A 17,642-nucleotide genomic window follows, 5' to 3' on the forward strand; every position below is an offset into this window, starting at 1 on the left:
GTTGTTGCAATATGAACATGAAAAGGGCATTTTATATCGGGCGCTTCCAACCATTTCATCTTGGCCATTACTCTGTGATAACAAGCATCGCAGAAGAGGTAGATGAACTGATCATAGGGATAGGAAGTGCCCAAAGAACCCACGAGGCAAACAATCCATTTACCGCCGGTGAGCGGGTAATGATGATAAGACATGCCCTTGAAGACATTGATATTCACTTCTATGCATTACCCATTGACGACATACAGCAAAATCCGATCTGGGTATCATACGTGACATCAAGAACCCCTCCTTTTGACACAGCCTATACCAACAATCCTCTTGTCATCGAACTTTTTGAAGAGGCAGGAATAGCTGTGAAGCAACCACCGATGTACCGCAGGGAACAATATTCCGGTACAGAGATAAGAAGACGTATGCTTGCAGACGAGGACTGGAAACATCTTGTCCCGGATGCTGTTGCAGATGTCATTGATGAGATCGATGGTGTACGCCGTTTAAAACGTGTATCCGGAACCGATGGTTTCGATTACTGAAACAGAAAAACGATTAAAAAAAGACAAATGGTGCCAAAACACCATCCTGATATTTTAATTTAGAGATCGTTAATATATCCCATAAATGAGGCTTACTTTTTAGTTCACTCCGGTACAAGATATGCCTCTTCCACCCAGAAACCAACACCCTTCTGGTACCTGGTGACCCTGCCAATATATGTGATCTCCTGCCCTTTTATAAGCTTAGAAACAGCTTCGTTCTCATTGATATTGAATGTCACAGCTGCATCAGTAAGAGAATCCGGACAGTGCTTTACCTGTACCGTATATGACCTTCCGTTGTCCGTGATAGCATATATTGTACCTGTCCACTGGACGAAGTTACCTTTGTACTCTTCATCAACAAGAATTGAAATATTCTCAGAAGAAGAATTTGGATCACAGAAAATTGCGCCAAAATCATCAAAAGAGGTGCTTACAACATCAATCCCAAGATCCCGGGCAAGTTCTGAAACCTCTTTTTGACCGTCATCCGGAGCAGAGCAACCAGACACCACCAGCACAGCCATTAAAAGAAAAATGCATCCCATCGTTATAAATTTCATAGCAATACTTCCTTATGATAATATATAAAGAGGATTAAAAAGTATATCAAATTTTGTTTTGAAAAACAAAGTCATTCCACTATACTAAGCCTCCTCCCAGTACATATTTGTGACAGTCAAATATATTAGATGATAGAAACATAGATTTTTCGGGAATCTAAGTCAAACATATTCATTAAAAAAATGAATCAAATAGCAGAGGAGATTTCAAAGTGACAACATCAAAAGGAAAAGCACCTGTATTCTGTGAAAAATACTGTCCAGTATGCAGATCGGCAAGAGCAGGTAACAGTGTAGGAAAAGCACTGCAAAAAATTGAATTGAAAATATTAGGAAAAAATGGCTGTATATGGGGAAAGGCAAGGACCAAATATTACGGAGTAACACCTGACAAACCAATCCAAAAATAAGATTCCGGCTATCCAGATACTTAGAATATCTCTTCACTCCAGTCGAACGAACCTGGCTTATACTGCTCGTAGACAAGAGTGTCATCGCCTGAAAGAACCCCGGAGATGATTTTCTCAACATCTTCTACAACGTCCTCAGCATTCCTTCCTGTGGTGTCCACCTCATAGACTTTCTGGCACCACTCCACTGACTCCACGAGAACCACATCAAGGCATTCTGCTTCAACATTCTCCTGCACTTTAGACTTGGAATAACTGCGCGCCTTCAGACGTTGAGTAAGTTCTGAAGGAGCAGTACGCAGAACAATTACCGTATCAGCAATATGGTGAGCCATATGACTGTCAAGTATGGTCACATCGGAATCATCGCCCACAAGCTCACATACCCTGGAAAATACCCGGTCCATATCAGCTACAACGGTATCCCTTTCCTCGTCAACCTCAGAATAGAGATGTTCACTCTTGATGAGTTCGTTCATGTGTATTACACGATACCCATGAGCCTCAAGGATCCTGCAAACAGAGGTCTTTCCTGTGCCGGGAGTTCCGGTAAGTCCGATGATCATGCACATTCACATGCTTCTAATGAACATTAATCCTTCGTTTCCATACCTGCGACCTTCAGGAAATTCTCAATGAGCTTCATCCCTTCAGGGGTCAGAACTGATTCCGGATGGAACTGGACCCCATATACCGGATATTCCCTGTGCCTGAGGCCCATAATAAGACCATTCTCATCCTGTGCAGTTATTTCCAAATCATTAGCAATCCTCTCGACTGAAAGGGAATGATACCTGCCCGCATAGAATGAGGTAGGGATCTCATTGAACAATGGTGAAGTGTCATGAATTACGACTGAGGCTTTACCATGAACAGGACCTCCTTTCGAGCGTGCGATCGTTCCACCGAATGCAGTGTTAATAGCCTGGTGTCCGAAACAAACACCCAGTATAGGAACTTTACTGCCAAATTCACGTATTATATCGATACAGCTACCGACATCACGGCCATTCTCAGGATTTCCCGGACCAGGCGATATGACAATTGCATCAGGAGATATTTCCCGGACCTCATCTACAGATATTGAGTTCGGAACGACAAGAGTATCAGATTCGAACATGGAAACATAATCCACAAGATTCCAGACGAAAGAATCACGGTTATTCACAAATAATACTTTCATCTTTTACCTCCCATAGCAGCTATCATTGCAGCCATTTTACGCTCCGTTTCCTCATACTCATACGTTGGATCGGAATCTGCAACTATACCGGCACCTGCCTGCACATTGGCAATCCCGTCCTTTATTATAACTGTCCTTATGACAATGGCAGTGTCCACATCGCCGTTCCATGAGTAATATCCGACACCACCGCCGTATACTCCACGTGCTGATGGTTCAAACTCATCAATGATCTCCATGGCCCTTATCTTCGGTGCACCGGAGAGTGTTCCCGCCGGGAAGATGGCACGTGTGGCATCGAACTGGTCACATTCAGGCCGAAGTTCTCCGCAAACTGTGCTCTCGATGTGCTGGACATGAGAGTATTTTACAACGCTCATGAAATCACTCACCTTCACTGAACCGGACTTAGAGACCATGCGTACATCATTCCTTCCCAGATCCACGAGCATAACATGTTCTGCACGCTCTTTCTTGTCGGACATCATTTTAGCAGCATATTCATCGTCCTCGTCTTCATCCTTTCCACGAGGACATGTTCCTGCTATAGGATTCGTTATGACCTTGCGCTCATGTACTGTCATGAGTGTCTCGGGACTTGCACCCACGATGCTCAGGTCGCGGAAGCTGAAGAGATACATATAAGGGCTGGGGTTGATACCCCTGAGAGTACGATATAACTCCAGAGGAGTTTGTTCTATTTCCATTGAATAGCGCCTGGAAAGCACCACCTGGAAAATATCACCGTCCAGAATATGCTCCTTGGCTGCAACTACAGCCTTTTCAAATGCATCCTGATCCATGTTACAGACAGCTTCAGAGGAACCTGAAAGCTCTGGGAGCTCACCAAGTTTCACATACGCAGCATCACGGAGGCACTGGCACATTTCCTCTGCTTCCTCCAATGCATCATCGTATAATTTACCAGGATCACAACCCTCACCTGCGAAAGGGGTCAGCACCATATAGGTCTCGTCGGTCAGGTGATCAAAGACAAACGTACTTGTGGTAAGGATGAACTGCATATCAGGCACATCAGGCTGGTGGCGCCTCTGGATATCTAACCAGCAGTCATAGATCATATCATAACCATTGTAACCAATGGCACCTCCAAGGAAGGTCTGCCTGTCAAATCTATTCCCGTTCAGGAGAACAGTACCATCTGCAGTGGGGAACACTGCACGTAGTGCATCCACTACATCAGAACCGGCCTTTATGTCAGCCCTCAGGACAGAACCATCGTCCATTATGTTCTCACATTCAACATCCAGTTTTGAACGGATAGTATCAATAAGTACAGAATCTACCCCGTATTCAAGACTAAGTTTGCGTCCGCTTATTTTAGCCACAACATCAGGATAGGCACCAACAAAAGAGAAACGTGCATGCCTTTTTTCCTTCTCCACTGATTCAAGCATATAAGAGTAATCTTCATTCTGGAATGTAGTATATAGCTGCAAAGGAGAGCAATCCGACCTCACTTTGGCCATAAGCTGTACAAGTGAAGGACCTCTTGAGTTGTTCACAAGTTCTGTGAACTCATCCTTTGTAAGATCGAACGATATCATCTGGCACACCTTACCTCATTTACAAAACGCCTTATCTTTTCTGCATCCTTCTTTCCATCAGTTTCCACACCGGAAGCCGTATCCACAGCAAAGGGGGAGACCTGCTTTACGCACTCTGCGACATTGTCAGCAGTCAGACCACCTGCCAGTACCACAGGTACATCCACAAGTTCCACGACCTGCCTGCTTATGGAAAGATCATGTACTTTACCGGTCCCGCCGACCTTACCGGAAACATAGGAATCCAGCAGGATACCATCGATAAGGCCCTCAGATGAAAGTAAATTGATCTCATCAACAAGATCAGTGACCGTTACATCGCCTTCGGAAGGAACATGGAAAGTACGAATAATTTCAACATCCGTATTATCTCGAACCGATCTCATATTATCAATATCAAGAGGACTGTGGATCTGGACCACATCAGGTCTTACCGAATTTATCATATCGATTGCCTCAATGGCTGTTTCCGGCATGATGACCAGTACGGAATCCACAAAAAAAGGAACACGGGAAACAAGTTCCTGAGCCTTTTTGAGATCGATCTTCCGGGGACTCGCCACCGGAACATCAGTTATGAAACCAACTGCATCCGCACCAGAACTTACTGCAAGGTCGATGTCTTCAGCAGACCTCATGCCGCATACTTTGACACGCGTTGAGTGATTCATTTTCCACCTTTTTGCCGGATGTGAATTCGATGAACTGCTTCAGTTTGTCTAATGCTTTTCCGCTATCAATTGCCTCTTCTGCAATTGGAATAGCTTCCTTGATAGAGTCAGCCATGCCTGCAACGTAGATCGCAGCTGCAGCATTGACAACGATAATATCCCTTTTAGGACCTTTCTCACCATTGAAGATGTAAAGTATATCACGGGCATTCTCTTCCGGAGTACCGCCCACAATATCAGTGGCTTTAGCCCTTGGGATACCCAACTCTTCGGGAGTTATTGTATATGTTGTGATCAGACCGTCCTTAAGCTCAACGATGTATGTTTCGGAAAGAGTGCTGATCTCATCCATCCCATCACCATGAAGCACAAGTACATGCTCCTTTCCAAGCCTGCAGAGAGCTTCTGCCATAAGCCTGCAAAGGCTCTTATCAAATACACCTACAACCTGTGACTTTGCACCTGTAGGGTTTGTCAGAGGACCGAGAATGTTGAACATAGTCCTTACACCCATCTCTTTTCTTGGTCCTACTACCCTCTTCATTGCAGGATGGAACTTTGGGGCAAGCATGAAGCCAATTCCAGTGTCCTCGATAGATTTTTTAACCTGGTCAGGTTCAAGATCGATCTTCACACCAAGTTCCCTGAGTACATCCGCACTTCCTGAGAGGGATGAAAAGGAATAGTTACCGTGTTTTGCCACAGTAACACCTGCAGCTGCTGCAACAATAGCGGCTGGAGTTGAGATATTGATAGTGTTGTGGCGGTCACCGCCTGTACCTACTACATCAACAAGAGTACCCTTTACTTCAGGAGATATCAGATTAGCCACTTTCAACATGGCGTTTACAAATCCAGTGATCTCATCCGGAGTCTCGCCTTTCATCTTCATACCCATAACAAATGCGCCGATCTGTGCATCTGTAGCACTCTCCAGTATCTGCTCCATAGCAGCTTCTGCTTCGGCCCTTGTCAGATCATTACCCTCGATTAATTTTTGGAGACAACGTTTCATAATGACACCTACTTGCATTAATGTATAATTGTGTACAATGATGTATAACATAGGTCTTCGTATATAAACTTTATTCAGAGAATCTGCAAAGATGAAAATGAAAAAGAGCGAGACTACTAAGAGAGAATGCAAATTTCAATTCAAGTAATCATGAAGCAATCAGGAAAAGGGAAAAGAAATGAATTGAAAACTGAAAAGGATTTTGAATAAAAGAAGAGAAAAGGACATTATCCAAAATAAAAAAATGCTGATCAGAACCCATCCGGGCCCAATCCAAGCATTTCATAGATACGAGACATATCCAGGCGCTCACGTATGACATCAGCGAGCTCATCATACGGATCCTGCTCCGGAATATATTCGTCTTCAAATTCAATGCCTTTCTTTTCAGCCAGATATTTCACAAGAGCGTGCCTTACATTCTGGTTCTCGAAAAGACCATGTAAATATGTACCGATCACAAGTCCACTGTCGTCAGCACAGCCATCATCTCCGAAGACCGGCCTCTTTGAAGAGGACATACCCATGTGGATCTCATATCCTTTTACATCTTCACCGGCAATATTATCGAAGATCGGACCACACTTTTTAACAGTCTTCATTACCTGAACGGTACGCTTCTCGTATGCATCGAAAACAGTCTCGATGTCCAGCAGGCCAAGTCCCTCGAAAGTTGCAGCTTCACCGCCTTCGATACCGGAGTCGAGGATAGACCTTCCAAGCATCTGGTAACCACCACAGATACCAAGAATAGGGATCTTTCCATTGAAGCAACGGATCTTATCAGCCATGCCACTTTCCATGAGGTCGTGAAGATCACTGGTAGTATTCTTAGTACCAGGGATAATAATCGCATCAGGATTGCCAAGATCTTCATCCAGATCCACATACCTGACCTTTGCCATACGCTCCAGAGGCTCGAAATCAGTGAAGTTTGAGATCCTCGGAAGACGTATAACAGCAATGTCAACATCATGAACATCGGAGCTGTCTGAGGATTTATCACCAATGGACACGGAATCTTCTGAAGGGATCCTCAGCTTGAAATGAGGAAGGACTCCGAGAACAGGAATTCCCGTGCGCTCTTCAAGTTCCGTAAGACCTGATTCAAGTATAGCCGGGTCTCCCCTGAACTTGTTTATGATAAAACCACGGACGTTCTTGCGCACATCTTCAGGAAGCAGTTCGATGGTACCATAAAGACTTGCAAAAACACCGCCCCTTTCGATATCACCCACGAGGATGATAGGCGCGTCGGTTATCCTTGCTGTACCGATGTTAACAATATCACGCTCATACAGGTTGATCTCAGCAGCACCGCCGGCACCTTCCATGACAATGAGCTCATACTCATCCGCAAGCCGCTGAAGGGCACCCCTCAGGACATCATGTGTTTCCTCTATGGAATCATAATATGAACCTGCACTCTTGTCAGCATAAGGTTCTCCCAGAAGTATAACCTGTGAGACGCGGTCCCCTTTGGGTTTGAGCAGAACCGGATTCATATCGGCAGTTGGCTCAATGCCTGCTGCCATCGCCTGGATTGCCTGGGCGATACCGATCTCTTTCCCATCCTTAGTGATCCATGAGTTTAGGCTCATGTTCTGTGCTTTGAAGGGAGCGACCTTGTGTTTGGCAGCAAGTATGCGACAAAGGCCAGTCACAACTGCACTCTTGCCAACATGAGAAGCCGTTCCCAGTATTAACAAATGTTTTTTAGTATTCATTCACAACAACCTTTTATGTGACAACGTTTATTATGCTATATCTAATTAACTCCAATTTACTTTAGTTAGGTGAAAAATGTCAGAACTATTGCACATAAGCGGAGGGCCAACAAAGCCAGAGGTCATCGCGATCTCATTATCAAAAATGGAACTGAAAGACGGGATCACGTTCTATGATGTTGGATGTGGAACAGGCGCTGTTTCCATCGAAGCATCGAAGATAGCACGTGGACTTAAGGTCGTTGCCATCGATGCAAGGGAAAAAGCTATCGATGTAGCAAGGCAGAACTTCAAAAATTTCGGTGTAGATGACGTCACATTAATTAGTGGCGAATCCTCCGAATCCATTGACCAGAATGCTGATATCGGAACCATTGACTGTGCTTTTGTAGGCGGGACAAAGAACATATCCAGTGTACTGGACGTGCTCTACAAAAAGAAAGCAAGAAATATTGTTGTGAATGCGGTAAGGATCGAAACCGTGGTCAATGTGATCAACAAGATGAAAGAACTTGGGATATTCTCCGAGGTCGTCCACGTTACCATTACCAGAGGTTATGAACTTACAGGCGAGACAATGTTCAAACCTGAAAACCCGGTCTACATTGTCGTGGGCAAACTACAGGATGCATGAAAGAACTGACAATAATGAATATTATAATTTAATTGCGGAGATAGAAAAATGTTGATAGGAGTAGGACTTGGGCCAGGTGACCCTGAACTTCTTACACTTAAAGCTGTGAACATTCTCAAAAACAGCGACAAGGTGTATGTGCCTGGAGAGATGGCAGCAAAGCTGGTAGAACCATATGCAACACCAGAAATTCTGGATTTCCCTATGTTAAGGGATTATGACGTTCTGAACGAAGTATGGAAGAAGAATGCCGACCTTATTGCAGAGGAGTCAAGGAACGGAAATGTTGCTTTCGGGCTTATCGGCGATCCAAACTTCTTTTCCACTTTCACACACCTCAAACGTGTTATGAACAAGCACTACCCGGATGTTGAAACTTCAACTGTCCCGGGAATCAGTTCAATAACATCATTTGCTGCAAGGACCGATGCAGAAGTTGACACATCCTTTGAGGTCAGCGACGGATCTGAGACAAAGCACAAGATAAGGCTTAAGGCAACCCGTCCAAAAGAGATCATGGACGACTTCAAAGAGGAAGGTTACAATGAGTTCATCTTTGCAGAGAGGCTATTCTCTGACAGGGAAGTCATTGTCAAGAATTCAGAAGAGATTCCTGAGAAAGGGAACTACTTCAGCATCGTATATGCAAAAAAGAACTAAAGAGGTCATATCAAATGGCAGATAATGTAGTTACTTTTGTGGGCTCCGGACCAGGAAACCCAAAACTTATCACATTACTCGGCAAGGAAAAGCTGGAAGAAGCAGACCTTGTAGTATATGCAGGTTCACTTGTGAACCCCATCGTGGTTGACTATTGTAAGGGAGAGAAAGTAGACAGTTATGGACTGACCCTTGATGAGATCACAAAGAAAATGGCAGATGCCGTTAAGGAAGGAAAGAAGGTAGTACGCCTGCACAGCGGAGATCCATCACTCTACGGTAACGTCGTTGAACAGATGGAAGAGTTGAAGAAGTACGACATAACAGTAGAGCGCGTACCAGGAGTATCTTCTGTTTTCGCAACTGCAGCAGCGCTTGACACACAGCTCACCCTCAACGGAGTTTCTGATACACTTATAATCACTCGTCCTGCCGGCAAGACCCTTGAGAAAGATATAATTAAGGAACTTTCAAGGCACAACGCAACAATGGCAGTATTCCTCGGCACCCAGAAGATCGAGGAGATAATGGAAAAGGTCGAATATTCAGAAGATACCCCAGTAGCTGTAGTATTCCATGCATCATGGCCCGACCAGAAGATCGTGTACGGTACAGTAGCAGACATTGCACAGAAGGTCAAGGATGAAGGCATCATACGCAGTGCAATGATCCTTATCGGCGGAGTAGTAGACCCTGTCGATTACAGGAGGTCACACTTATACGGAGTAGCACAAGAACCGCTGTAATAACATTTGAACGCAATCTCGATGTTGCCAACAAACTGGCTGACCACATCGATGCAGATGTTATCATTTACAAGAAAGGCATCTTCGAAGATATTTTCGAGGATTACCAGGCCATAGTGGCGGTCTTCGCCACAGGCATAGTAGTGCGTGAGATCGCACCATTGGTAGTTGATAAATGGGAAGACCCCGCAGTCGTTGTAGTTGACTCGAACCTTAACTTTGCGATCTCCCTTCTTGGCGGACATCACGGAGCTAACGAGCTTGTCCGGAAGATATCAGAGATGGGGGTTGTCCCCGTCATTACAACTGCCACTGAAGTGCACAACCGTAATTCCGTAGAGGGTATTGCTGCCAAGCTTGGCTATGATATCGTCAACAAGGAATCCACAAGGGATGTGAACTGCGCCCTGCTTGACCAGGACGTGGAAGTTCTTGAAATAAAAGGACCAAAGATCGTTATTGTGGAAAATGATGTGTCTGTGCTGAAAAAAGAGAAGGCGGACAATTAATGTACATTGGAATAGGTGCTCGCAGGGGCGTATCGTCCGAAGAGGTCCTCGATGCTGTAAAGCAGGCTCTGGAAGAGGTCGGGAAAGATGAAAGTGAAATAAAGATGTTCGCATCATCAACTCTGAAGGAGAACGAGACCGGGCTCATAGAGGCAATCGATAAAATGGGATTTGATATCAAGTTCCTCCCTGACGACATACTTAACGGTTTTGAAGTTCCGTCCGACTCACAGGCAAGCAGATTTGGACTCAAGGGTGTTGCCGAGCCGGCAGCGTTAGCATTATCTGCTAATAAGAAATTGATACTGGAAAAGAAAGTATATGGAAGGATCACAATTGCAATCGCAGAATGAAAATAAAAATGGCAAATTATTCATCATCGGTATCGGACCAGGCTCTGTTGAGCAGCTTACTGTACGTGCCAGAGATGTTATACTGAATTCAGATTATGTTGTAGGTAACGGCACATATCTTGACCAGGTGGAAAGTCTTCTTGGAGAGCAGGAGATCGTACGCAGTGCAATGGGCAAAGAAGTAGACCGTGCTAAAAAGGCAGTTAACCTTGCTAAAGAGAACAAGGTTGTCTCCATGATAAGCGGCGGAGATGCAAATGTCTATGGTATGGCAGGCCTAGTCCTTGAAGTTGCAGAGCACGAGGATCTTGATGTCGACGTAGAAGTACTCCCCGGAGTCACCGCTATCACAGCCGGTGCAAGTGTACTCGGCGCACCTATTGTGAATGACTTTGCAGTCATCAGTCTCAGTGATCTTCTCACACCATGGGAAGTCATTGAAAAACGCCTGAATGCAGCAGCATCTGCTGATTTCGTTATATCACTCTACAATCCAAAGAGCAGGCAACGTCACTCCAATTTCTCAAGGGCCATTGAGATCATAAAGAAGCACAAGGACGGATCAGTGCCTGTAGGACTTGTCAAGAACGCACTTCGTGGTGAGAGCCAGGACTACATTGTCACAACCCTTGAAGATGTGCTTGACTACAATGACTGGGTAGACATGAGCACAATGATCATTGTCTGTAATGCGGATTCCCGCATCTGGAAGAATGAGAAAGGCGAAAAAATAATCACACCTAGGGGGTATCAGAAGAAATATGACTACTGAAAACAACAACAAGGACATCCCGGAACTTGAAGATCTGGTAGAGATGACAGTTAACATCGATCAGGAGCTCATTAAAGATTGTTCTGACTCAGGTGCCCGCACAGATGAAGCAAAGACGATCTACATGACAAGTCGTCGCATTGCTCATGACCTCATAGTTAAGGGAGAAAAGGAAACTCCTGAAGAACGTGTTACACAGCGTTGTGTGATCTCCACAGGAGACCCATCAGTTGCAGATATCATGTCCTACACCAACAATCCCGTAGATGCAGGAGTAGAAGCAATCAAAAATGGAGCTCCTATTTTCGTAGATATCAACATGGTCAAAGCCGGAATTACAAAGAAAGGCCATGACTGTGAAGTTATTTGCGTCCTTGATGAAGACCAGAACGCAGAAGTTGCCAAAAAATACGGCATAACAAGAACTGCTGCAGGTTTCCTTTTAGCAAGAGACAGGCTTGAAGGTTCTATTGTCGCAATTGGAAATGCACCATCTGCAGCACTTGCAGTCTGCAGGATGATCGAGCATGGAATCAAACCTGCACTCATAGTCGGAACCCCTGTTGGTTTCGTCAACGCCGCAGAATCAAAGGAAGAAGTAAGGAAAATGGATGTACCATCCATCACCTGCATTGGAACACGTGGCGGAACACCAATGGCAGTTGCATGTGTCAATGAGCTTGTTGCCATTGCAAAAGAAAGGGACGAGTGATAATAGCATACATCACTCATTTCTTCATTCTTTTTTGTTTCTCTTCTTTTTTAGGTCCAATGATATTGCCTGTTCAACAGACCATATCCCAATAATTACAACCTGACAAAGACATTGCTGTAAAGCATCCATAGTCCAACGAGTATCAACACAACACCTGCACCTTTTTTGACATACATATCATACCTTGCAATGTTGCTAAGGACAGAGGAAGAGATATTCGCCGAATATGCGATCACAAGCATAGGAATCCCGAGACCCATGGAATAAATGAAAAGCAAAAAGGCACCATAGGCAATGTCGCCTTCAACAGCAACCAGTGCAAGGATAGATGCTAGTATCGGACCTATGCACGGAATCCATATTATTCCCAGTGACATTCCTAAAAGTAATCCGCCGAGTAAACCCTTTTCCTTGACATCTGTGCCGGTAAGGGTAGCAAACCTGTTGAAAGTAGCAAGATCAAAGATCAGTGTGAAACCGAAAAGTATGATCACAAGACCTGCAAAGGCACTGAGATACAAGAGATATTGCTGGAAGAATGAGCCAAATGCAGAAGTTATAACCCCCATGATAGTAAACGATATTGAGAGACCGAGGACAATTGCAACAGGTCTCAAAGGTCCCTTAGAGGTCGAATAAGCAAATATTGCAGGCAGCAGTGGAAGAACACAGGGAGAAAAGATGCTTATCATGCCTGCTGCAAAAGCTGCGACCGGCGTTACCCCACCCAGATCCATATTCAACCACCTGCACAATTAGACATCAGATGTATTCAAAGAAAGCTCGCTTTCAGAAATATTATTCCGATACTCTATTGCATGACCAAGAATTATCTCAAAAACATCTTTATCCACATAACCGAGGACACGAGCTTTATTTCGATCCATTTCTTTGACACCATCATACCTCATGAAGACATAATTCCCATCTTCAATATCAACTATCACAGTCGTATCGGGTATAGAATACACATTGAATCTGGCACCAAGTTCGGGAGTAAGCTCAGTATCAATAAACATGACAGTCGCCCGGCCTTCATAATCGAGTGCCAATTCATCGATGACCGGATCCAGCTGCCTGCATGGAGGACACCATTCAGCACCTGCTTTAAGAAGGACAGGACCATCTTCCAGGGCATCATCTATCTGCTGTTGCTCAGTAACAAGGATTGCTGCTCTTTCAGCAGATACTGTTGAATCGAAATCATCTACAGGAGTGACATCTGAAACACATCCTGCGATCAGGACTGCAGCAACAACCATTACAAGAAAACAGATCTTAGCCCTCATTCCATCACCATTTAAATTATGATATTATCTTATATAACTAACATTATTCCGGCAACAAAATAAAAGTAGCTCTGTTTTGATATAAAGGTTTTGCACGATTGTTGCATAGTGGCACAAAACCCATTGAAAAAAACCCCAATCGAAATTAGATAAAATAAATAAATAAATAAATAAAATGAAAGATGTTAGAGAGGCATCAGTGTCTGTTGACAACAGCCCACTTTAAAAGCACGCCCTCATCCATTTTTTCCATACCCATAAGATCCAGTTTCAGGACATCGTCCTCATCAAACCCTGAACCATCAACAAGTGTAGGAGCACAGGTTCCACCAATTAGCAGATTGCCTACAAACGAATATATCTCATCCACGAGACCATTTGAAAGCATAGCCCAATTAAGAGTGGCACCACCTTCTATCATTAGACGCTTTACTCCCATGGAATCGAGCTCTTTCATTAATGCACACAGATCCACCTGCTCATCTCCGGCAGTTATCACCAATGCCTTTTGCTGAAGCATTTTCACTCTGTCTTCAGGAGCTGAACCTGAAACTGCAATGATCCGCTTCCCCTCACCCTTTATGAAAATATCAGCATCCAGAGGAGTTCTTGCCTTGCTATCAATTACAATACGGATAGGATCCTCATCTGAACCACTGGCCTTACGAGCAGTACGGCGGGATTTGGATTTGACAGTGAGACTTGGATCGTCTGCAAGAACCGTACCAATGCCAACTACTATTGCGTCAGATGTTGCACGGAGTTCATCCATTCGGTCAAAGTCCACATCACCGGAGATCCGGACCTGCTTTCTTTCCTTTGTGGAGATCTTTCCATCAGCTGACATTGCTGAATTAATAAAAATAAATGGCCTGCCCATAACAAAACACACCCAGAAAAATAAAACAAATGGGCCGACAGGAACAGCTGTAGCTGTCGGCTCCGCAAGTATCAGTACTTTAGAAGTGCTTTTAAGAGATAGCGATCTCTCAACAGTCCGATGAATTTCTGGTTTGCATCAACGACAGGTACCTGGTCGATCCTGTGCCTCTTCATCTTAAGAGCACACTCACTAACACCCATATTGTTTGATGCTGTGATCGGATCTTTAACCATTACGTCATTTACAGGCACATCCGGAACTTTGATCCTTGAGACACTATAATAGATACTCATTGTATCTCTCATACTTTCCCATGTCCATTCATCATCATCAGAACCTGCTGACATGTCTGACATTTCAACAGAATCCTCAATGACACTTGAGCTGATGACATCACGGTCTGAGATTATACCTACAAGTTCAAGTGTTGAATCGATGACAGGAACTGCCTTTACGTGTGCAAGTTCCATGTGCCTTGCAACCACAGGAAGAGGTGTCAGATTCCAGACAGGACCTACCCCATGATTGAGATATTCACCGATCGGATCAGTGATGTTCAGATCAACCATGCTGCCAACAACGTCGGCAACAGTTACCAATCCCACAAGTTTTTCATCTTCAACTACAGGAATCCTTCTGATACCATGCTTAAGCAAAAGGCGTGCTGCAATTGTGATATCCTCATCGGGACTTATTGTAACAGGGTCACGTGCCATCAACAGGGCAAGTTGCTCCTCGGTAGGGTTCTTGAGTAAGTTGGAACGACTTACGATACCTACAACTTTATTGTCTTTGAGAACAGGAAGTCCTGAAACCCGCTTGTCTTTCAGAATGGAAAGGACCTCATCCCTTGAACCGGGAAGAGCCACACATGCAACATCCTTTACCATTACGTCTCTAACGAGTGTATCCTTAGGCATATTTTTAAAACCTCAGTATAATTTCATTCGTCTTTTTCACTACGCACAACAAGTACAGGAACTTCTGAGTTGCGAGTGACCTTCTCAGCAACGCTTCCAAGGAGGAATCTGTCGATACCACCCTTTCCAAGTGTGCCAACTACTATCAGATCAATATTATTGTCCTTTGCATATTCAAGGATCTCATGACTGGGATGACCTTCAAGGACTGCTGATTCCATATCAAGACCAGCATCCGATGCAAATTCTTCCACTTTCTTCAAGGAGTCATTTCCTTCAGTCTCGAGAAGTTCATACATCATCTCCCATCCTGCATCCATTGGAATAGAAGCAAAAGCAGCGGTATCCACCACATAAACAACATACAACTTTGCCCCACTCAATTTCGCAAATTCAATACCATAGGATATTGCCTTTCTGTTCTTTTCAGAACCATCGGTTGCTATCAATATTTTCTTGTATAATTCGCTTGTCATATTACCCTCGCCATCAGTTGTTTGTATGGATAATGGATAAAATATCATCTGGCCTGCCTCTTCTGACCATTCCACTTACCGGGTCACTAATACCCTTCAGGTTGTTGGAAGCCCCATTCAGAATCATAAGATTGGCTTTATTGCCTTCCCTGATGAAACCTGTATTGTTAAATCCCAGGCATGATGCCCCATTTAGCGTGCACATCTTAAATACTTGTCTATCCTCAAGGCCAAAAACCTTGGATAGTAACTCCATTTCAGAGAACATGTTAACCGAATTCAACATCACATTGTCAGTACCAACTGCCACAGTAACTCCCAATTCCAGCATTTCAGCCACAGGGGCCATCCCCACATCTGTAACGAAATTGGAACGGGGACACACGACAACAGGAATTCCGGCATCTGCTACTGCCATGAGATCAGACCTTTTTGCATGGGTCATGTGGATCAGAAGATCCGGATCAAGAGAGAGGGCTTTCTCAACATCATCATCGGACTTTTCCCCGGAATGGATGGCAAACTTCCGTTTCCTGTTTTTAGACACATTTCTGGACCTATGCAGAAGTTCCATATCAACATCGTTCGTCCCACTCATCCCAAGTCCGTCAGCGTGCTGAAGGATGCGATCGATCTCCAACATGACATCATCCATGGGTGCATCAGGATCCTTCGGCCTTCCGAGTACCAGACTGTCAACATTAAGATCATTGGCTGCCTCTTTTATTGCAAATACACCGAGAACCCCACCTTCCCTGAAATCTGCAAAAGCACTGGTTCCTGTTGCCAGCATATCCTCTATACTTGATCTCATGGAATTCACCAGGTCTGAATAGGAAGTTTTACCGAGTATCCTGTGCTTCAGTCCATCTGGAGGTCTTACGAGAGAGTCAAGGTCTTTTTTTACACGGAAGTTCTCGCACGTTCCAAGAACAGGGTCCTTGCAGACAGAATCTCCGATATGCGTATGTGAATTAATAAAGCATGGAGCAATGATGTTCTTGCTTGTTGTGGACTCTTCGCCAATTTCGGTTATGAGTCCATCCTCCACGCAGAGATACCCTTCAATCGATTCCAGTTCATCCCCTAGAATGATCTTTCCTGAAATAATCTGTTCACAGGACATTACGACTAACTAATATATCCAGTAAAGTAGATATATCCTCCGGCAGATCCTACACCCAGATCAGCGCTTCTGCATTCGCCAGATCGGCGCTTCTGGAGCGCGCGTCCCTTTCGCGTTGCTCAAGGGGACTTTGTGTAATCTTTCGTTCGAGCGCAAGTAGGCATTGAGATAGAGAATATACTCTGAGCAGCAATGACGTCGATCTTTAAATCAAATTGGAGCGCAGGATTAGAAAAGGGCGATCATGTATAATTACATATCAGAGACTCTTAAGAAAAAAAACAAACTCAAAGCTAGTGAGTGTAGATCAAGTAAAAGAAAAGGGTAATAGAGTGAGCAAAGCAGCGATGTAGATTTCCCAAGGACTCTCGTACCTCAGTACAGTAAACAACGTGGGCAGGCTTATCTTCTGTGTTCAGAAAGGGAACAGGAGTTGCCCTGCCGCTATGGCCGCCGTACTCAAACTTGTATTAATGGATGAAAGCCAAGGTCCGGATTCGAACCGGAATGGAATCGCTCTGCAGGCGATTGCGTAGCCGCTCCGCCACCTTGGCATTTGAACGAATCCTAGTAGGCAATACACACATATAAGCCTTTACATTGCGACATGAAGGCAAAGGTCTATTGATCAGCCATCGAGGCCAGTACTTACTTTGAGCAGAACCCAGGAGGAATGTTGAAACCTGAAAAAGATAAAGGTACAACTCTTGGGTTGTAGCAAATCAAAGAAAAGTTAAGGTAAAGAGTGAGTATAGCAGCGATGCAGATTTCCCAAGGACTCTCGTACCTCAGTACAGTAAACAACGTGGGCAGGCTTATCTTCTGTGTTCGGAATGGGAACAGGAGTGGCCCTGCCACTATGGCCGCCATACTCATCTCTAAT

General features: G+C 44.4%; 22 protein-coding genes, 1 tRNA gene and 2 rRNA genes. 9 read left to right on the plus strand and 16 right to left on the minus strand.

Translation table 11 applies throughout. The annotated features are described in order from the left end of the window. Positions 1-11 precede the first annotated feature (11 nt). The gene (locus WOA13_RS05090) at positions 12-536 is read left to right on the plus strand and encodes a nicotinamide-nucleotide adenylyltransferase (protein WP_342126855.1); all 525 of its coding nucleotides are present in this window, start codon (positions 12-14) and stop codon (positions 534-536) included. Positions 537-640: 104 nt separating this feature from the next. Here WOA13_RS05090 and WOA13_RS05095 read toward each other — a convergent pair whose 3' ends face one another. Then, positions 641-1,102, minus strand: coding sequence for an OB-fold protein (locus WOA13_RS05095; RefSeq protein ID WP_342126856.1), 462 nt, complete (start codon positions 1,100-1,102; stop codon positions 641-643). Positions 1,103-1,314: 212 nt separating this feature from the next. Here WOA13_RS05095 and WOA13_RS05100 point away from each other — a divergent pair, with 212 nt between their 5' ends. Next, entirely contained in the window at positions 1,315-1,512 is a 198-nt protein-coding gene (locus tag WOA13_RS05100) for a hypothetical protein (RefSeq protein WP_342126857.1), read from the plus strand. Positions 1,513-1,532: 20 nt separating this feature from the next. Here the strand turns inward: WOA13_RS05100 and WOA13_RS05105 are convergent, their stop codons facing one another. The 6 genes from WOA13_RS05105 to WOA13_RS05130 all read right to left on the minus strand — a co-directional run bounded on the left by WOA13_RS05105 (position 1,533) and on the right by WOA13_RS05130 (position 7,676). Continuing rightward, on the minus strand, positions 1,533-2,078 hold the full coding sequence (locus tag WOA13_RS05105; RefSeq protein WP_342126858.1) for an adenylate kinase family protein: 546 nt from the start codon (positions 2,076-2,078) through the stop codon (positions 1,533-1,535). Positions 2,079-2,104: 26 nt separating this feature from the next. Beyond that, positions 2,105-2,695 carry an anthranilate synthase component II gene (locus WOA13_RS05110; RefSeq protein ID WP_342126859.1) on the minus strand — a complete coding sequence of 197 codons (591 nt, stop codon included), beginning with the start codon at positions 2,693-2,695 and terminating at the stop codon, positions 2,105-2,107. Continuing rightward, entirely contained in the window at positions 2,692-4,263 is a 1,572-nt protein-coding gene (gene trpE / locus WOA13_RS05115; RefSeq protein ID WP_342126860.1) for an anthranilate synthase component I, read from the minus strand. The genes WOA13_RS05110 and trpE overlap by 4 nt, the downstream gene beginning before the upstream one ends. Beyond that, complete coding sequence (locus tag WOA13_RS05120) at positions 4,260-4,934, minus strand: phosphoribosylanthranilate isomerase (RefSeq protein WP_342126861.1); 675 nt, start codon at positions 4,932-4,934, stop codon at positions 4,260-4,262. The genes trpE and WOA13_RS05120 overlap by 4 nt, the downstream gene beginning before the upstream one ends. Next, positions 4,888-5,949 carry an anthranilate phosphoribosyltransferase gene (gene trpD / locus WOA13_RS05125; RefSeq protein WP_342126862.1) on the minus strand — a complete coding sequence of 354 codons (1,062 nt, stop codon included), beginning with the start codon at positions 5,947-5,949 and terminating at the stop codon, positions 4,888-4,890. The genes WOA13_RS05120 and trpD overlap by 47 nt, the downstream gene beginning before the upstream one ends. A 251-nt stretch (positions 5,950-6,200) precedes the next feature. Then, complete coding sequence (locus tag WOA13_RS05130) at positions 6,201-7,676, minus strand: cobyric acid synthase (RefSeq protein WP_342126863.1); 1,476 nt, start codon at positions 7,674-7,676, stop codon at positions 6,201-6,203. Positions 7,677-7,752: 76 nt separating this feature from the next. Here WOA13_RS05130 and cbiT point away from each other — a divergent pair, with 76 nt between their 5' ends. The 7 genes from cbiT (at position 7,753) to WOA13_RS05165 (ending at position 12,062) form a co-directional block, all read left to right on the plus strand. Further along, entirely contained in the window at positions 7,753-8,310 is a 558-nt protein-coding gene (gene cbiT / locus WOA13_RS05135) for a precorrin-6Y C5,15-methyltransferase (decarboxylating) subunit CbiT (protein WP_342126864.1), read from the plus strand. A gap of 48 nt (positions 8,311-8,358) precedes the next feature. Next, entirely contained in the window at positions 8,359-8,970 is a 612-nt protein-coding gene (locus WOA13_RS05140; protein ID WP_342126865.1) for a cobalt-factor II C(20)-methyltransferase, read from the plus strand. A 14-nt stretch (positions 8,971-8,984) separates the two neighbouring features. Further along, positions 8,985-9,716, plus strand: a complete 732-nt coding sequence (cobM, locus tag WOA13_RS05145; protein WP_342126866.1) for a precorrin-4 C(11)-methyltransferase — start codon at positions 8,985-8,987, stop codon at positions 9,714-9,716. A gap of 92 nt (positions 9,717-9,808) precedes the next feature. Continuing rightward, positions 9,809-10,225 carry a cobalamin biosynthesis protein CbiG gene (locus WOA13_RS05150; RefSeq protein WP_342126901.1) on the plus strand — a complete coding sequence of 139 codons (417 nt, stop codon included), beginning with the start codon at positions 9,809-9,811 and terminating at the stop codon, positions 10,223-10,225. Beyond that, entirely contained in the window at positions 10,225-10,578 is a 354-nt protein-coding gene (locus tag WOA13_RS05155) for a cobalamin biosynthesis protein (protein ID WP_342126867.1), read from the plus strand. The genes WOA13_RS05150 and WOA13_RS05155 overlap by 1 nt, the downstream gene beginning before the upstream one ends. Beyond that, positions 10,547-11,350, plus strand: a complete 804-nt coding sequence (gene cobJ / locus WOA13_RS05160) for a precorrin-3B C(17)-methyltransferase (protein WP_342126868.1) — start codon at positions 10,547-10,549, stop codon at positions 11,348-11,350. Before WOA13_RS05155 ends, cobJ begins: the two co-directional genes overlap by 32 nt. Beyond that, on the plus strand, positions 11,340-12,062 hold the full coding sequence (locus WOA13_RS05165) for a precorrin-8X methylmutase (protein ID WP_342126869.1): 723 nt from the start codon (positions 11,340-11,342) through the stop codon (positions 12,060-12,062). The genes cobJ and WOA13_RS05165 overlap by 11 nt, the downstream gene beginning before the upstream one ends. Positions 12,063-12,157: 95 nt before the next feature. Here the strand turns inward: WOA13_RS05165 and WOA13_RS05170 are convergent, their stop codons facing one another. From WOA13_RS05170 to rrf (WOA13_RS05210), 9 genes are all read right to left on the minus strand, one after another. Continuing rightward, positions 12,158-12,802 (minus strand): cytochrome c biogenesis CcdA family protein, encoded by a 645-nt coding sequence (locus WOA13_RS05170; protein ID WP_342126870.1) that lies wholly within the window; start codon positions 12,800-12,802, stop codon positions 12,158-12,160. An 18-nt stretch (positions 12,803-12,820) separates the two neighbouring features. After that, on the minus strand, positions 12,821-13,354 hold the full coding sequence (locus WOA13_RS05175) for a thioredoxin family protein (protein ID WP_342126871.1): 534 nt from the start codon (positions 13,352-13,354) through the stop codon (positions 12,821-12,823). Between the two features lie 196 nt (positions 13,355-13,550). After that, entirely contained in the window at positions 13,551-14,234 is a 684-nt protein-coding gene (locus WOA13_RS05180; RefSeq protein ID WP_342126872.1) for a 2,5-diamino-6-(ribosylamino)-4(3H)-pyrimidinone 5'-phosphate reductase, read from the minus strand. 71 nt (positions 14,235-14,305) lie between these two features. Then, positions 14,306-15,157 carry a CBS domain-containing protein gene (locus WOA13_RS05185; protein WP_342126873.1) on the minus strand — a complete coding sequence of 284 codons (852 nt, stop codon included), beginning with the start codon at positions 15,155-15,157 and terminating at the stop codon, positions 14,306-14,308. A 23-nt stretch (positions 15,158-15,180) separates the two neighbouring features. Then, complete coding sequence (locus WOA13_RS05190; RefSeq protein ID WP_342126874.1) at positions 15,181-15,633, minus strand: universal stress protein; 453 nt, start codon at positions 15,631-15,633, stop codon at positions 15,181-15,183. A gap of 13 nt (positions 15,634-15,646) precedes the next feature. After that, positions 15,647-16,759: an amidohydrolase family protein gene (locus WOA13_RS05195; RefSeq protein ID WP_342126875.1), complete on the minus strand. Its 1,113-nt coding sequence runs from the start codon at positions 16,757-16,759 to the stop codon at positions 15,647-15,649. A 336-nt stretch (positions 16,760-17,095) separates the two neighbouring features. Next, positions 17,096-17,217, minus strand: a 5S ribosomal RNA gene (gene rrf, locus WOA13_RS05200). Positions 17,218-17,241: 24 nt separating this feature from the next. After that, positions 17,242-17,313, minus strand: a tRNA-Cys gene (locus tag WOA13_RS05205). 195 nt (positions 17,314-17,508) lie between these two features. Then, a 5S ribosomal RNA gene (gene rrf / locus WOA13_RS05210) occupies positions 17,509-17,630 on the minus strand. Positions 17,631-17,642 lie beyond the last annotated feature (12 nt).

The organism is Methanococcoides sp. LMO-2 (assembly GCF_038432375.1).
Taxonomy (GTDB): Archaea; Halobacteriota; Methanosarcinia; order Methanosarcinales; family Methanosarcinaceae; genus Methanococcoides; species Methanococcoides cohabitans.

Bases quoted from the DNA above. Each gene is read 5' to 3' on its own strand.
- WOA13_RS05140 (WP_342126865.1), top strand. From the start codon at position 8,359: ATGTTGATAGGAGTAGGACTTGGGCCAGGTGACCCTGAACTTCTTACA.
- cbiT (WP_342126864.1), top strand. From the start codon at position 7,753: ATGTCAGAACTATTGCACATAAGCGGAGGGCCAACAAAGCCAGAGGTC.
- cobJ (WP_342126868.1), top strand. From the start codon at position 10,547: ATGGAAGGATCACAATTGCAATCGCAGAATGAAAATAAAAATGGCAAA.
- WOA13_RS05105 (WP_342126858.1), bottom strand. From the start codon at position 2,078: ATGATCATCGGACTTACCGGAACTCCCGGCACAGGAAAGACCTCTGTT.
- WOA13_RS05110 (WP_342126859.1), bottom strand. From the start codon at position 2,695: ATGAAAGTATTATTTGTGAATAACCGTGATTCTTTCGTCTGGAATCTT.
- WOA13_RS05190 (WP_342126874.1), bottom strand. From the start codon at position 15,633: ATGACAAGCGAATTATACAAGAAAATATTGATAGCAACCGATGGTTCT.
- WOA13_RS05175 (WP_342126871.1), bottom strand. From the start codon at position 13,354: ATGAGGGCTAAGATCTGTTTTCTTGTAATGGTTGTTGCTGCAGTCCTG.
- WOA13_RS05120 (WP_342126861.1), bottom strand. From the start codon at position 4,934: ATGAATCACTCAACGCGTGTCAAAGTATGCGGCATGAGGTCTGCTGAA.
- trpD (WP_342126862.1), bottom strand. From the start codon at position 5,949: ATGAAACGTTGTCTCCAAAAATTAATCGAGGGTAATGATCTGACAAGG.
- WOA13_RS05130 (WP_342126863.1), bottom strand. From the start codon at position 7,676: ATGAATACTAAAAAACATTTGTTAATACTGGGAACGGCTTCTCATGTT.
- WOA13_RS05165 (WP_342126869.1), top strand. From the start codon at position 11,340: ATGACTACTGAAAACAACAACAAGGACATCCCGGAACTTGAAGATCTG.
- WOA13_RS05090 (WP_342126855.1), top strand. From the start codon at position 12: ATGAACATGAAAAGGGCATTTTATATCGGGCGCTTCCAACCATTTCAT.
- WOA13_RS05170 (WP_342126870.1), bottom strand. From the start codon at position 12,802: ATGGATCTGGGTGGGGTAACGCCGGTCGCAGCTTTTGCAGCAGGCATG.
- WOA13_RS05155 (WP_342126867.1), top strand. From the start codon at position 10,225: ATGTACATTGGAATAGGTGCTCGCAGGGGCGTATCGTCCGAAGAGGTC.
- trpE (WP_342126860.1), bottom strand. From the start codon at position 4,263: ATGATATCGTTCGATCTTACAAAGGATGAGTTCACAGAACTTGTGAAC.
- cobM (WP_342126866.1), top strand. From the start codon at position 8,985: ATGGCAGATAATGTAGTTACTTTTGTGGGCTCCGGACCAGGAAACCCA.
- WOA13_RS05185 (WP_342126873.1), bottom strand. From the start codon at position 15,157: ATGCCTAAGGATACACTCGTTAGAGACGTAATGGTAAAGGATGTTGCA.
- WOA13_RS05180 (WP_342126872.1), bottom strand. From the start codon at position 14,234: ATGGGCAGGCCATTTATTTTTATTAATTCAGCAATGTCAGCTGATGGA.
- WOA13_RS05195 (WP_342126875.1), bottom strand. From the start codon at position 16,759: ATGTCCTGTGAACAGATTATTTCAGGAAAGATCATTCTAGGGGATGAA.
- WOA13_RS05095 (WP_342126856.1), bottom strand. From the start codon at position 1,102: ATGAAATTTATAACGATGGGATGCATTTTTCTTTTAATGGCTGTGCTG.